General features: G+C 73.4%; 11 protein-coding genes. All 11 read right to left on the bottom strand.

Features of this window, described 5'->3' with window-relative positions; genetic code table 11:
• Positions 1-44 precede the first annotated feature (44 nt).
• The 11 genes from ACZ42X_RS22960 to ACZ42X_RS22910 all read right to left on the bottom strand — a co-directional run bounded on the left by ACZ42X_RS22960 (position 45) and on the right by ACZ42X_RS22910 (position 13113).
• Positions 45-2033, bottom strand: coding sequence for a pectinesterase family protein (locus ACZ42X_RS22960; RefSeq protein WP_468293073.1), 1989 nt, complete (start codon positions 2031-2033; stop codon positions 45-47).
• A 28-nt stretch (positions 2034-2061) separates the two neighbouring features.
• The gene (locus ACZ42X_RS22955) at positions 2062-3618 is read right to left on the bottom strand and encodes a glycoside hydrolase family 43 protein (RefSeq protein ID WP_468293070.1); all 1557 of its coding nucleotides are present in this window, start codon (positions 3616-3618) and stop codon (positions 2062-2064) included.
• Positions 3615-4451, bottom strand: coding sequence for a DUF6807 domain-containing protein (locus tag ACZ42X_RS22950; protein ID WP_468293067.1), 837 nt, complete (start codon positions 4449-4451; stop codon positions 3615-3617). Before ACZ42X_RS22950 ends, ACZ42X_RS22955 begins: the two co-directional genes overlap by 4 nt.
• Positions 4448-5578, bottom strand: a complete 1131-nt coding sequence (locus ACZ42X_RS22945) for a Gfo/Idh/MocA family protein (protein ID WP_468293065.1) — start codon at positions 5576-5578, stop codon at positions 4448-4450. The genes ACZ42X_RS22950 and ACZ42X_RS22945 overlap by 4 nt, the downstream gene beginning before the upstream one ends.
• A gap of 6 nt (positions 5579-5584) precedes the next feature.
• Positions 5585-6496 carry a carbohydrate ABC transporter permease gene (locus ACZ42X_RS22940; protein WP_468293063.1) on the bottom strand — a complete coding sequence of 304 codons (912 nt, stop codon included), beginning with the start codon at positions 6494-6496 and terminating at the stop codon, positions 5585-5587.
• The gene (locus tag ACZ42X_RS22935; RefSeq protein ID WP_468293060.1) at positions 6493-7383 is read right to left on the bottom strand and encodes a carbohydrate ABC transporter permease; all 891 of its coding nucleotides are present in this window, start codon (positions 7381-7383) and stop codon (positions 6493-6495) included. Before ACZ42X_RS22935 ends, ACZ42X_RS22940 begins: the two co-directional genes overlap by 4 nt.
• Before the next feature lie 91 nt (positions 7384-7474).
• A complete protein-coding gene (gene araD, locus ACZ42X_RS22930) occupies positions 7475-9214 on the bottom strand; it encodes an L-arabinonate dehydratase (RefSeq protein WP_468293057.1) in 1740 nt (579 codons plus the stop codon).
• Positions 9211-10113, bottom strand: a complete 903-nt coding sequence (locus ACZ42X_RS22925; RefSeq protein ID WP_468293054.1) for a dihydrodipicolinate synthase family protein — start codon at positions 10111-10113, stop codon at positions 9211-9213. Before ACZ42X_RS22925 ends, araD begins: the two co-directional genes overlap by 4 nt.
• 32 nt (positions 10114-10145) lie before the next feature.
• Positions 10146-10784 (bottom strand): GntR family transcriptional regulator, encoded by a 639-nt coding sequence (locus ACZ42X_RS22920; RefSeq protein ID WP_361414880.1) that lies wholly within the window; start codon positions 10782-10784, stop codon positions 10146-10148.
• Between the two features lie 173 nt (positions 10785-10957).
• Positions 10958-12136 (bottom strand): hypothetical protein, encoded by a 1179-nt coding sequence (locus tag ACZ42X_RS22915; protein WP_468293051.1) that lies wholly within the window; start codon positions 12134-12136, stop codon positions 10958-10960.
• Positions 12133-13113 carry a 5-dehydro-4-deoxyglucarate dehydratase gene (locus ACZ42X_RS22910; RefSeq protein WP_468293048.1) on the bottom strand — a complete coding sequence of 327 codons (981 nt, stop codon included), beginning with the start codon at positions 13111-13113 and terminating at the stop codon, positions 12133-12135. Before ACZ42X_RS22910 ends, ACZ42X_RS22915 begins: the two co-directional genes overlap by 4 nt.
• Between the last annotated feature and the right edge of the window lie 170 nt (positions 13114-13283).

Below are 13283 nucleotides of genomic sequence, written 5' to 3'. Positions count from 1 at the left end.
CTTCTCTCTCGGTGCGTGCGGGGGTGCGGGAGTGCGTGCGGGGGTCACGGAAGTCGAGGGGCGCGGTGCGGGGCCCAGCCGTCCCGGCCCGCGAGGTAGTCGGCGACCTCGTGCCGGGCCGCGTCGGTGTCGGACATCTGGGGACGGTCGGCGGTGACGGCGGCGCCCGGGCCGTACGTGCGGTACTCGCTGAAGCGGGCGTCCTTCCACGAGAAGCCGCCCATGTCGGTCCACGGCGCCGCCTTGATCGCGGCGGGCAGCTCCGTCTCCCGGATCAGCACCTGGCCGACCGCGTCCGGGTTACCGCCCGGGTGCCAGGGCCGGCCGAGGTGGAAGGAGCCGGCCGGGGCGTCGCTGACGATGCGGGAGCGGGCGATGAGGAAGCCGTACGGGTTGTCCTTCCAGGTGCTGGCGGCGGTGACGTACCCGTTGTTCGTGGTGGAGCCGCGGCTCAGCGCCCGGATCAGCGACCCCTCGATGACGGTCGTCGCCCGTCCGTAGACGAAGTCGACGTCGCCCTCGATGTACGCGTCGCGGAGGTAGACCCGGCTGATGGCGTCCAGGCGGGGGCTGTCGGTCATCAGGGTGTCCTGGTTGCCCTTGAAGGCGGTGTTCTCGAAGACGATCCGGTCGCCGGTGGTCTTCATCGCCAGCGCCTGTTCGGCGTTGAGCTCGTGCGCCGCCTCGTCGAAGTCGTTGACGAAGGTGAGGTTGCGGGCGGAGACGTCGGAGGCGGCGATCAGGACGGTGGCGCTGGCGCTGGACCCGCCGTACGCGTTCGGCGTGTCGTACACGATCACGGTGTCGGCCCGGTTCCGGCCCGTGCCGGCCAGGGCGATCCGCGGCCGGTCGGCCGGGATACGGACCTTCTCGCGGTACGTCCCCGGTGCGATCCGCACCGTCACGAGCCCGTCGTTGCCGGCCGGGACGGCGTCCACGGCCGACTGGACGGTGGGGTAAGCGGCGGGCACGTCGAGCACGGTGTCGACGCCGATCGTCCTCTGCGGGCCGGAGAAACGCTTCACCAGGGCGGGCACGGCGGCGGCCGGGTCGAGCCGGTACGCGTAGAAGGCGCGCGGGTCGAAGGCGGTGCCCCACTCGTCGTGGCGGCCGGTCGTGCCCCGCAGGATCGAGCCGCGCTCGACCAGTTCGGCCGTGGCGTCGGCCTGGTAGGGGTGCTGGACGTCCTCGTAGTAGCTGTTCTCGATGACCATCCGGGTGCGGCCGCGGGCGTAGTTGCCGTACGACCAGACGGGGTCGCCGTCCGCGACCTGGGACGAGAGGTAGTTGTTGTAGAGGTGGGCGTAGGCGCAGTTGTCGGCGGACGGGTTGCGCTGCTTGGTGCCGCTGAACCAGTTGTGGTCGATGGTGATCTCGGTGGTGAGGTTCTCGGTCCAGCCGATCCCGAACGCCTTGTTGTGGGTGTCGAAGCGGTTGTACGAGACGGTGACGTACCGGCTGTCCTTGCGGACGTCCAGCAGCCCGTCGCCCATGTGCGTGAAGCGGTTGTGGTCGATCCAGACGTGGTGGACCGCGTCCATCTGGATGGCGTCGAAGTCGCTGGTCTTGCCGTCCCAGTCGCCCTCGACGTACGCGTCGCGGATGGTGAGGTTGCGGATGATGACGTTGTGCGTGCCGGGCTTCAGCTGCAGCTCGCCGTGGACGATCTCGCCGCTCGTGCCGACGCCGACGATGGTCTTGTCGGAGGCGACGGTGATCGACGAGCCGAAGGGCTCGACGTCGATCGCGCCCGCCACGCGGATGATGTAGGGCTCGGCGGCGGCCGCGTACGTCGCCAGGTCGGCCTGGGTGCGTACGGTGACGACCTTGCCGCCCTTGCCGCCGGTGGTGCCGCCGGCGAGGGAGGCGAAGCCGTGCGGCTCGTCGGCCACGTGCGGATTCACGTGCTGCGGTACGGGTGCGGGCGCGGCCCCGGAGGCCGGGGCCACCGCGCCCAGGCCGAGGACGGCGGCGAGGGCGGTGACCGCGGCCAGGGCCCTGCCGGGCAAGCGCTTGCTGCATGGGTACGGCATGGCGGCTCCAAAGAGGGGTGCGGACGGGTCAGTTGACGCGGAAGTCGGTGAAGGTGGCCGTCCCGGCGCCGCCGGGCGGCCCCTCGGGCGGCGCCACCGCGAACAGCCCGAGCAGCGCCCCGACCCAGCGCCAGGGCGTGGCGGCGAAGACCGGCCCGGACGGCCGCCACCCCTCCCCGGTGCCGGTGTCGTACGCGAACCGGCAGCGGGCGCCGGACGAGACCGCGACCCGCAACCGCACGCCGCCGTCGGGTGCCTGGGCCCGGAGGCGGACCGGGTGCGCCGCGTCCCGCTCCCGCTCCGCGACCGGCTCGGCGAACCGGTGCACCAGGGACACCGCCCCGTCCGCTCCCCGCTCCAGCCCGATCCACGAGAAGGCGTCGCCCAGGACGGCGAGCCCGGCGCGGGCCCCCGGTGCGGCGGCCTCCAGGGTCAGGCCCACCTCGGCGGTGAAGGTCTCGGCGGGCAGCCGCTGCGTGAGGACGTTCGGCAGGAGGCGCAGGTCGTGGGCGTCGGCGGTCCGAACGCAGGCGAGGCGCAGCCCGTCGCCGCCGTGGACGGGCGTCCAGCCGGGCTGGGGGTTCGCGGTCCACTGCCACTGGCGCCCGAACCGCCCGCCGGGGAAGGCGTCGTCGGTCGCCGGGGCCCCGACGGGCTGGGGCGGGCCGGCGGGCTTGCGGTGGACGCGTACGGGCTCCCCCGCGTCGCCGATCACCGGCCAGCCGTCGTCCGCGTCCCACGCCATCGGCTGGAGGTGGACGACCCTGCCGTACGCGCCGCGCGCCTGGAAGTGCAGGAACCAGTCCTCGCCCGCCGCCGTGCGCACCCAGCCGCCCTGGTGGGGGCCGTTGACATCGGTGGCGCCCTGGGCGAGCACCACCCGCTCCTCGTACGGGCCGGAAAAGTCCCGCGCGCGGAAGGCGCCCTGCCAGCCGGTCTCCACTCCCCCGGCCGGGGCGAGGATCCAGAACCAGCCGTCGTGCCGGTACAGCTTGGGCCCCTCAAGCGTGAACCAGCCGGGGATCCGGTCGCCGTCGACGATGACCGCGCCGTCGTCGAGAAGGGTGCGGCCGTCGCGGCTCATGCGGTGGCCGGTGAGCCGGTTCTTCACGCCGGAGCGGGACTTGGCCCAGGCGTGGACGAGGTACGCCTCGCCGGTCTCCTCGTCCCACAGGGGGCAGGCGTCGATGAGGCCCTTGCCCGCCTTGAGGAGGTACGGCTCGCTCCACGGGCCCCGGATGTGTTCGGCGTTCACCTGGTGGATCCCGTGGTCCGGGTCCCCCCAGAAGATCCAGAAGCGCCCGTCGGCGTGGCGCAGGGACGGCGCCCAGACGCCCCGGTCGTGGCGCGGCGCGGCGAAGTCGGCGGCCGGCTCCAGCCGGTCCAGGGCGTGCCCGACGAGCGACCAGTTGACGAGGTCGCGGGAGTGCAGCAGCGGCAGGCCGGGGGCGCGGCCGAAGCTGGAGGCGGTGAGGTAGAAGTCCTCGCCGACGGCGATGACGTCGGGGTCGGACCAGTCGGCGTGCAGGACCGGGTTGCGGTAGGTGCCGTCGCCGAGGTCCGCCGTCCCTACCGGTGGTGTCACGACAGGGCCTTCCGTACGAGGGCGGCGGCCTCGCCCGCCTCCAGCCGGCCGTCGGCGACGACGGTCACCACGCGGCGTACGGCGGTGGCGCCGGCCGGCAGGGGCAGCCGGGTGTCCCAGGCGAGCGCGGAGCCGACGCCCGGGTACTCCTCGGTGCGGACGAACCAGGGGTCGCGGCGGGTCGCGTCGGTGGCTCCGGCGAAGACGAGCGTCCAGTCGGGGCCCGCCAGGGCGAGCCAGTCGGCGGTGCGCCCGTGCACCGCCCGCTCGCCCTCCGCGTCGGCGGTGAAGACGCCCGGCGCGGCGGGGCCCTTGGGGGCGCGCCAGAAGAAGCCGCCGTAACCGGCGCCGGGGCGGCCGTTGGTGGCGGGTGATCCGATGGAGAGGCCGCCGGGGCCGGGGTTGGTGAGCGAGTAGGTGAAGTCCAGTGCCCACGCGGTGGCGGTCAGTTCGGTGGCGGCGACCGTACGGCGCTCGCGCAGCAGCTCCCGGCCGTCGGCGCGCCAGACCAGGTCCTCCACGAAGCCGTCGGGGTCGCACAGCTTCCAGTCCTCGTGGCGCTGTTCGCCGTGGTTGTCGAGGTCCGTCGGCCCCCGGTCGCGTACGTAGGTGCGCCCGCCCCAGAAGTTGCGGCCGTCGACGTCGGGCACGGCGACGCAGACGCCCAGGTGGTGGCGGTGGTCGTCGGGGAGCTCCTCGGTGACGGGGGTGCCCTTGAGGGTGGTGACGGGGTGGAGGTACGGGCGGGGCGCGAGGTCCGGGGCGAGGGTGGACGGCCGGTAGCGGTAGCGGCCGACGGGCCGGCCCGCGCAGCGCAGGACGAGGAGGGTCATGGGGAGTTCTCCAGTTCGGAGAAGAGGGAGAGGGTGTCGGCGCTCGCGTGGACGAGCGCGTCGATGCCTTTCACCACGCGGCGGTTCCCGTCCGCGTACCAGGTCCCCTCGGGGAGGCGGCGCGGTTCGGGGGCGGTGCGCACGGCTTCGACGAGCCGCATGAAGGCGCCGGTGCGGTGCGGCGGGACCAGCAGTTCCTCGCCCGCGGTCAGATGGCCGACGAGGTTCTCCAGGAGGTCGGTGCGGCCGTGGAGGCTCTCGGCCGGTCCGTGTCCGGCGCGCTGCAGCAGCACGCGGTCCTGCTTGTACCAGAGGGTGATGCGGCCGCGGGTGCCGTGGACGACGACGTACGGCTCGCCGGGCTCCTCGGCGCAGAGCGTGACGGCGACCGTGACGCGGGTGCCGCGGCGCGTGGTGAGCCGTACGCAGGAGGTGTCGTCGGCCTCGATGGCGTGGGCGCGGGCGAGCTCCAGCTCGATGGCGGCGACGTCCTCGGCGTGCGGGCTGCCGTCCAGGGCGAGGGCGGTGGCGGCGGCGTGGGCGAGCGGGTTGGTGAGGACGCCGTCGACGACGTCGGTGCCGTCGTCGAGGCGCCGCCTGCCGGCCCACGGGGAGCGGCGGAAGTACGCCTCGTCGCGCGCCCAGGCCCCGGCGGCGCCGATGCCGGTGACGTCGCCGACGGCTCCCTCGGCGACGAGCGTGGCGATGGCGGGCAGGGCGTGCGAGCCGAGCGACTGGAAGCCGATCTGGCAGGCGGTGCCGGCGGCCCGTACGCCGTCGGCCATCCGCCGGAACTCCGCGAAGGAGGGCGCGGGCGGCTTCTCCAGCAGGAGGTGCGTCCCGTGCGCGGCGGCGGTGAGGGCGAGGTCGGTGTGGGTGTCGATGGGGGTGCAGAGGACGGCGATGCCGCCGTCGGCGGCACCCGTCGCCTCCAGCAGGGCGCCGAGGTCGGCGGAGTGGAGTGGGGGCGGGGAGCCGAGGGCGTCGAGCTCGGCGGTGTCGAGGGGGCGCGGCTCGCAGACGCCGGCGAGGCGTACGAGACCGGCGCGCTGGAGGCGCCGGATGTTGGCCAGGTGCCACCGGCCGTGGCCTCGGGCGCCCGCCAGGACGAGCGGTATCGGGGTCATGGGGTCTCAGCCCTTCACCGCGCCGGCGCTGAAGCCGGTGATCAGCCACTTCTGGATGAAGGCGAAGACGATCACCACGGGTACGGCCGCGACGACGCCGCCCGCCGCAAGCGCGCCCAGGTCCACGCTGTCGGCGCCGATGAGGGTGTTGAGGCCGACCGGGATCGTCTGCTTGTCCTGTTCGCTGAGGAACATCAGGGCGAAGAGGAAGTGGTTCCAGCTGTGGACGAAGGCGAAGGAGCCGACTGCGATGAGCCCGGGCCGCAGCAGCGGCAGGACCACGGCGAGGAAGGCGCGCAGGCGCGAGCAGCCGTCCACCCAGGCGGCCTCCTCCAGGGAGACCGGCACGTTCTTGATGAAGCCGCTGATGAGGATGATCGACAGGGGCAGCTGGAAGACGGTCTCGGCGATGATGACGCTGCCCAGCGAGTTGATCATCTGGAGGTTGCGGAAGATCTCGAAGAGCGGCACCAGCATGAGCGCGCCCGGGATGAACTGCGAGCACAGCAGCGCCAGCATGAAGCCGTTCTTGACGCGGAAGTCGAAGCGGGCGAGCGCGTAACCGCCGGAGAGGGCCACCAGCGTGGTCGTCACGAGCGTCACCAGGCCGACGATCATGCTGTTCTCGAAGAAGACGCCGAAGCTGCGCTCGGTCCAGACCTTCTCGAAGTGGTCGAAGGTCATCGGCCACGGCAGGAGGGAGGTGGACCCGGCCGGCCGTACCGCGAACAGCAGCATCCAGTAGAAGGGGACGAGCGTGAACAGCAGGTACAGCCCGAGCGGGAGGTAGATCTGCCAGCGGGGTACGTCGTCGAAGGCGCGCTCGCGCTTCCGTGTGCGCGCGGGGGACGGGGGCGGCGGGCCCTCGGGCGTGGCCACGCGTACGCGGGTGCCCTTCTCGGCGAGTTGGGCGGTCATGAGCGGTCGCCTCCGAACTTGCTCAGGCGCAGATAGAGGATCGAGCAGAAGAGGAGGATCACGAACGCGACGGTGGTCAGCGCGGAGGCGTAACCGAAGTCGTGGCCCTCGATGCCGGTGTTGGCGATCATCAGCGGCAGGGTCGTGGTGACGCCGGCCGGGCCGCCGCCGGTGAGCGTGTAGAGCAGGTCGACGTTGTTGAACTCCCAGACACCGCGCAGCAGCGTGGAGAGGATGATCGCGTCCTTCAGGTGCGGCAGCGTGATGTGGAGGAACTGCCGCAGCCGCCCGGCCCCGTCGACCGAGGCCGCCTCGTACAGGTCCCTCGGGATGGACTGGAGGTCGGCGAGGATGAGGATGGCGAAGAAGGGGACGCCGCGCCAGAGTTCGGCGAGGACCGCCGCCCAGAAGACGGTGCCCGTGTCGGACAGCACGGAGGTGCCGTACGCGCCGATGCCGGCGTCCGCGAGGTAGCGGCTCAGCCCGGTGGAGGGGTTGTAGAGCAGCATCCAGATGGTGGTGGTGAGGACGCCGGAGACGGCCCACGGGGAGAAGACCAGCGCGCGGGCGAACGCCCGGCCGGCGAAGGTCTGGTTGACCAGCAGCGCCAGGACGAGCCCGAGGGCGAGTTGCAGGCCCACCTGGACGACGACCCACTTGGCGCTGAAGCCGAGGGTGGACCAGAAGAGCGGGTCCTCGGTGAAGATCCGCGTGAAGTTGTCGAGCCCGGCGAAGCCGTTCTTCCAGGGCTTGGTGACGTTGTAGTGCTGGAGGCTGTAGTGGAAGACGCTGAGCACCGGGTAGGCGATGAAGCCGGTCATCAGCAGGGCGGCGGGTGCGATCAGCAGGTACGGCAACCGGCGTGGTGCGGCCGTGGCGTGGGCCATGGCGTGTCTCCGTTCATCGGACGTGGGGAAGCGCTTTCCGGATGCCGTTCGGTATCCCGGACACGTGAAGTGGTGGATCCGGAGCGGCGGTTCAGCCCGCGTAGGGGTCCGGGACCTCGCCGCTCCTGGCCAGGAACGCGAAGTCGCAGCCGGTGTCGGCCTGGGTGATGTGCTCGCTGTACAGGGCGCCGTAGCCGCGCTCGTACCGGACCGGCGGCGGCGTCCAGGCGGCCCTGCGGCGCGCCAGCTCCTCGTCGTCCACGTCCAGGTGGAGGGCGCGCGCCTCGACGTCGAGGGTGATGAGGTCGCCGGTGCGGACGAGGGCGAGCGGCCCGCCGACGTACGACTCGGGCGCGACGTGCAGCACGCAGGCGCCGTAACTGGTGCCGCTCATCCGGGCGTCGGAGATCCGCACCATGTCCCGCACCCCCTGCTTGAGCAGGTAGTCCGGGATCGGGAGCATGCCGTACTCGGGCATGCCGGGGCCGCCCTTGGGGCCGGCGTTGCGGAGCACCAGCACGTGCTCGGGGGTGAGGGAGAGCGACGGGTCGTTGATGGTGCGCTGCATGGTCCGGTAGTCGTCGAAGACGACGGCGGGGCCGGTGTGCTTGAGCAAATGCGGCTCGGCGGCGATGTGCTTGATCACGGCGCCGTCGGGGCAGAGGTTGCCGCGCAGGACGGCCACCCCGCCCTCGGGCGCGAGCGGGTTGCCGCGGGGCCGGATGACGTCGTCGTCGTGGACGAGCGCGCCGTCGAGCTGTGCGCGCAGTGTGTCATGGGCGACGGTGGGCCGGTCCAGGTGGAGCAGGTCGGTGATACGGGAGAGGAAGCCGGGCAGTCCGCCGGCGAAGTGGAAGTCCTCCATGAGGTGGCGCCCGCCGGGGCGGAGGTTGGCCAGGACGGGCACGGTGCGGGCGATGCGGTCGAAGTCGTCGAGGGTGAGTCCGACCCCGGAGCGGCCCGCCATGGCGATGAGGTGGATGACGGCGTTGGTGGAGCCGCCGAGCCCGAGGACGGTCGTCACGGCGTCCTCGTACGCCTCCGGGGTCAGGATCCGCGACAGCCGCAGGTCCCGGCGGACGAGCTCGACGATCCGCATCCCGGCGGCGGCGGCCATCCGGTCGTGTCCGGAGTCGACGGCCGGGATGGAGGAGGCTCCGGGCATCGTCACGCCGAGCGCCTCGGCGGCGGCCGTCAGGGTGGAGGCGGTGCCCATGGTCATGCAGTGGCCGGGCGAGCGGGCCAGGCCGCTTTCGAGCTCGGCCAGTTCGCAGTCGCCGATGAGCCCGGCGCGCTTCTCGTCCCAGTACCTCCACATGTCCGTGCCGGAGCCGAGGACCTCGCCGCGCCAGTGGCCCGGCAGCATCGGCCCGGCCGGTACGAAGACGGTGGGCAGGTCGGCGGAGGCGGCGCCCATGAGCAGCGCGGGCGTCGACTTGTCGCAGCCGCCCATCAGCACGGCCCCGTCGACGGGGTAGGAGCGCAGCAGCTCCTCCGTCTCCATGGCGAGGAGGTTGCGGTAGAGCATGGGGGTGGGCTTCTGGAAGGTCTCGGAGAGCGTGGAGACCGGGAACTCGAGCGGGAAGCCCCCGGCCTGCCACACCCCCCGCTTCACGGCCTGCGCGCGGTCGCGCAGGTGGACGTGGCAGGGGTTGATGTCGGACCAGGTGTTGAGGATCGCGATGACCGGCTTGCCGAGGTGCTCCTCGGGGAGGTAGCCGAGCTGGCGGGTGCGGGCGCGGTGGCTGAAGGAGCGGAGACCCGCCGAGATGCCGCTGCCGTACCACCGGTGGCTGCGGAGCTCTTCCGGATTCATATCCCTCTGGTTCATATCTCCCACCCCTTGACGATCTCGGCGACCTCGGCGCGGCGGGCCTCGGGCAGCGGGCGGCTCGGCGGGCGCACGTCGCGGCGGCACAGCCCGAGGACGTCGAGGGCTTCCTTGACGACGGTGACGTTGTCGGCGGACTGGTCGGCGGCGCGCAGCTCCTCGAAGGGGCGGATCCGCTCCCACACAGCGGCGGCGGCCGCCCGGTCGCCGTCGCGTAGCGCGTCGCGCAGGGCGAGGGAGACGGCCGGGGCGACGTTGACGAGCCCGGAGGTGAAGCCGGTGGCGCCCATGGCCCAGTAGGCGGGCGCGTACAGCTCGGCGAGGCCCGCGATCCACACGAACCGCTCCAGCCCGGCGTCGCGGGCGACGGCGCCGAAGCGGGCGGCGTCGGGGACGGCGTACTTGACGCCGATGACGTTCGGGCACAGCTCGCCGAGGCGGGCGAGGGCGGCGCCGTCGAGGAGGGGGTTGCGGACGTACGGCACGACGCCGAGCTCGGGGACGGCGTCGGCGATCTCGCGGTGGTAGTCGATCCACCCGTCCCGCGAGACGTACGGGTGGACGGGCTGGTGCACCATCACCATGCCGGCGCCGGCGTCGCGGGCGTGCCGGGCGGCCGCGACGGCGGTGGGCAGGTCGTGCCCGACACCGGCGAGGACGGCGGCGCGGTCGCCCGCGTACGTCACGGTCAGTTCGGTGACGAGGCGCCGCTCGTCGGGGGTGAGCGCGTAGAACTCCCCGGTGTTGCCGCCCGGGGTCACGGCCCGTACGCCGCCGTCGAGGAGCCGGCCCAGCAGGGCGCGGTACGCGTCCCGGTCGACGCCTCCGTCGGGTCCGAAGGGTGTCACGGGGATCGCGACGACGTCCGCGAGCGCCGCCCTCGGTGATGCGTGGTCCATGCGGCTGTCCTTGTCTGCTGTCTGCGGAGTGCTCACGGGCGGGGGAAGGCGCGCTCGACGAACGAGGCGATGTGCTGGTGCAGCGCCCGCGCGGCACCCTCGGCGTCCCCGGCGGCCGCGAGGTCCAGGATCCGCCGGTGCTCGTCGGCCTCGCGCCGCCAGGACGGCTCGGCGCTCCAGGCGACGGTCGACACGAGGGCGGCCTGGTCGCGCACCTCGTCGAGCATCCGTGCCAGCAGCGGGTTGCCGCAGTGCGCGTACAGGGCGCGGTGGAACTCGCGGTTGGCGAGGGACCGTTCGGCCTGGTCGGCGGCGTTGTCCGCGTCGACCAGCGCCTGGCCGGCGACTTCCAGGGACGCCTTCCGCTCGACGGTGCGCCGCAGCGCCTCGGGCTCCAGGAGGAGCCGTACGTCGTACACCTCGCGCGCCATCGCGGCGTCCACGGTGCGGACGGTGGCGCCCTTGTACTGGCTCATGACGACGAGCCCGGTCCCGGCGAGCGTCTTCAGCGCCTCGCGCACCGGCGTCTTGGACACCCCGTACTGGGCGGCCAGTTCGGTCTCCACCAGCGCTTTGCCGGGGGCCAGCCGCCCGGTGAGGATCGCGTGCTTGATCGCTTCGAGGACGTACTGGGTGCGGGAGGGTATCGGGGTGGGGGCGGCGAAGGCCATACGGGCGGCTGCTCTCATATCTCGCGTATCGCGTCTCATATATGACGTACGAAGGACGACGGGTTGAAGGTAGGGCGGTGGCATGGCTACGTCAACGCTTCCGCCGGAAAAGGCCCGGCCGGATCGGCCGGGCCCGAACGCGGGGCGCCCGTAAGGGCGTTGGTCTCTGCGCGTCAGCGCAGGTCCCGCAGCGCCTCCGCCACCGCCGAGAGGTCGCGGGGCGAGGCCAGGCCGGCGTGGTAGAGGCGCAGTTCGGTGGCGCCGAGGGTGCGGGCGCGGCGGGCGTCGGCCGCGAGGGTGGCCGGGGAGCCGCCCATGCCGGAGACCACCGTGAGGTTGGCGGCCAGGACGGTGTCCCCGCGGGCGTGCGCGGCGAACGGCGGGAGCACCGTCTCCGCGCCGCCGCCCGTGCAGGGCAGGACGACGCCGTCCGCGACGGACAGGACGTGCGCCGGGTCCGCGCCCGCGTTGGCGCCACAGCGGTACGGGGCCGGGTCGGCGTGCAGCAGCACCCGGAAGCCCGGCGGAGCGGCCGCCCGGACCGCCGCGACGCACGCCTCCTGGAGGGCGCGGGCGACACGGGTGCGCCAGGCGAGGGTGGCTGCGGCGAACCCGGCGCCGAGCAGCCTCCCGACCGCCGGCCACCCGGCCCCGCCGGTCCCGCTCCCCGCCCACACCGGCTCCAGGGCGCGGCGCACGGCGGCGCCGAGCTCGTCCGGGTCCAGGCCCTCGCCCGCGTACCCGTCCCGGCAGGTGCCGCAGAAGCACAGCGACATCAGGTACTGCGCGGCGTCCCCGAGGGCGACGCCGCCGGTCTTGTCGTGGGCGTGCAGGTGGGCCATGCCGTACCAGCCGCACGACTCCAGTTCGGTGCCGCGCGCCCCGGGGCGTACCGCAGCTTCGGCGGCGAGCTCGACGAGGTACGCCCGCACCTCGGGCCGGGCGACGCAGGGCGCCCAGGGGTAGCGGTCGCCGTACGCGTTGACCACCGAGGTGTCCGGGTGTTCGGCGCCGAGGCGGGAGCTGTGCGCGAGGACGACCCAGCTGTGCACGTCGAGCCCGGCGTCCGCCAGCGCCTCGGCGGCCTCGCCGTACGCGTCGCCGGGGGCCCACGCCCCGGCCGCGTACGGGCGCAGCGGGTGGCGCGCCCAGCGGCCGGGGTCCGGCGGGTAGAGGACGGCGGCGTACTCGGCGGTGACGACGCGGTGGCGGGGGTGGAGCGGGGTCAGGGCGCGGGTGGAGTGGTACGCGGAGGCGAGCGTGACCTGCCGGACGCCGAGGCCGGCGATGCGCCCGGCGGCGTCCGGGTCGCCGATGACGTCCCAGGGGTAGAGGAAGGCGGAGGCCCTCACCGCTCGCCTCCGGGGCCCGCCGCGAGCAGGGCGCGTCCGCGCTCGACGAGCCGGGCGAGCTCCTCGACGTGGGCGGGGGCGGGCTCGCTGAGCGGCGGGCGGACCCCGCCGACGTCCAGGCCGCCGAGGCGTACCCCCGCCTTGACGAGGGAGACGGCGTACCCGCGCCCCTGGGCGCGCAGTTCGACCAGCGGCCGGTAGAAGCCGTCGATGAGGCGGTCCGCGGTCGCGTCGTCGCCGTCGCGGAGCGCCCGGTGGAAGGCGAGGGCGAGGTCGGGTGCGAAGCAGAAGACGGCGGACGAGTAGAGGGTGACGCCGATGCCCCGGTAGGCGGGCGCGGTCAGTTCCGCGGTGGGCAGGCCGTTGAAGTAGAGCAGGTCGAGCCCTTCGGCGCGGACGGCGCTGACGACGCGCTGCATCAGGTCGAGGTCGCCGTACCCGTCCTTGAGGCCGATGACGCCGTCGACGCGGGCGAGCGCGACGGCCGTGGCCGGGGTGAGGACGGCGTTGTCGCGCTGGTAGACGATGACGTCGAGGGATGTCTCCGCGGCCAGCGCGGCGTAGTGGCGCAGCAGGCCCGCCTGGTCGGCCACGACCAGGTACGGCGGCATGGCGAGCAGCCCGTCCGCGCCCGCCTCCTCGGCGAGGCGCGCGTACCGGACGGCGAGGGCGGTGCCGTATCCGGTGCCCGCGACGACCGGCACCCGTCCGGCGGCCTCCTCCACGGCGGCGGCGACGCAGGCGCGGAACTCCTCCGGTGCGAGGGCGTGGAACTCCCCCGTGCCGCAGCAGGCGAAGACGGCGGCGGCGCCCGCCTCGACGCCGCCGCGTACGTGCGCGCGGAAGGCGTCGAGGTCGAGCGCGCCGTCCGGTCCGTACGCGGTGACGGGGAAGAACAGCAGGCCGTCGAACCGGTCGGCGAGCGGTGCTCGACCAGGGGACGGGGCAGAGGTCACGGGCTCTCCCTGAACAGCCATCGCACACCTGCGTGCACGATTCTGACCGATGTTTATATTTCTGAACGCGGCCACGCTATGGCAGGCCTCTTGGGCCGGTCAAGGTGCCACTCGACGGAAAACCGCGGCCATGGCAGCGAGTTGGGCGGGTACCCGCCTCACTTGACGCTGTTCGCGCCCGCTCCCTAGCG

The sequence above is a fragment of the Streptomyces sp. NPDC030862 genome (assembly GCF_055571835.1).
Note: the sequence above shows the minus strand (reverse complement) of the source record. Positions and strands in the feature narration are given on the sequence as shown.

Excerpts from the sequence above, each read along its gene's own strand:
- ACZ42X_RS22940 (WP_468293063.1), bottom strand. The coding sequence starts at position 6,496 with ATGACCGCCCAACTCGCCGAGAAGGGCACCCGCGTACGCGTGGCCACG.
- ACZ42X_RS22950 (WP_468293067.1), bottom strand. The coding sequence starts at position 4,451 with ATGACCCTCCTCGTCCTGCGCTGCGCGGGCCGGCCCGTCGGCCGCTAC.
- ACZ42X_RS22960 (WP_468293073.1), bottom strand. The coding sequence starts at position 2,033 with ATGCCGTACCCATGCAGCAAGCGCTTGCCCGGCAGGGCCCTGGCCGCG.
- ACZ42X_RS22910 (WP_468293048.1), bottom strand. The coding sequence starts at position 13,113 with ATGGCTGTTCAGGGAGAGCCCGTGACCTCTGCCCCGTCCCCTGGTCGA.
- ACZ42X_RS22920 (WP_361414880.1), bottom strand. The coding sequence starts at position 10,784 with ATGGCCTTCGCCGCCCCCACCCCGATACCCTCCCGCACCCAGTACGTC.
- ACZ42X_RS22935 (WP_468293060.1), bottom strand. The coding sequence starts at position 7,383 with ATGGCCCACGCCACGGCCGCACCACGCCGGTTGCCGTACCTGCTGATC.
- araD (WP_468293057.1), bottom strand. The coding sequence starts at position 9,214 with ATGAACCAGAGGGATATGAATCCGGAAGAGCTCCGCAGCCACCGGTGG.
- ACZ42X_RS22945 (WP_468293065.1), bottom strand. The coding sequence starts at position 5,578 with ATGACCCCGATACCGCTCGTCCTGGCGGGCGCCCGAGGCCACGGCCGG.
- ACZ42X_RS22925 (WP_468293054.1), bottom strand. The coding sequence starts at position 10,113 with ATGGACCACGCATCACCGAGGGCGGCGCTCGCGGACGTCGTCGCGATC.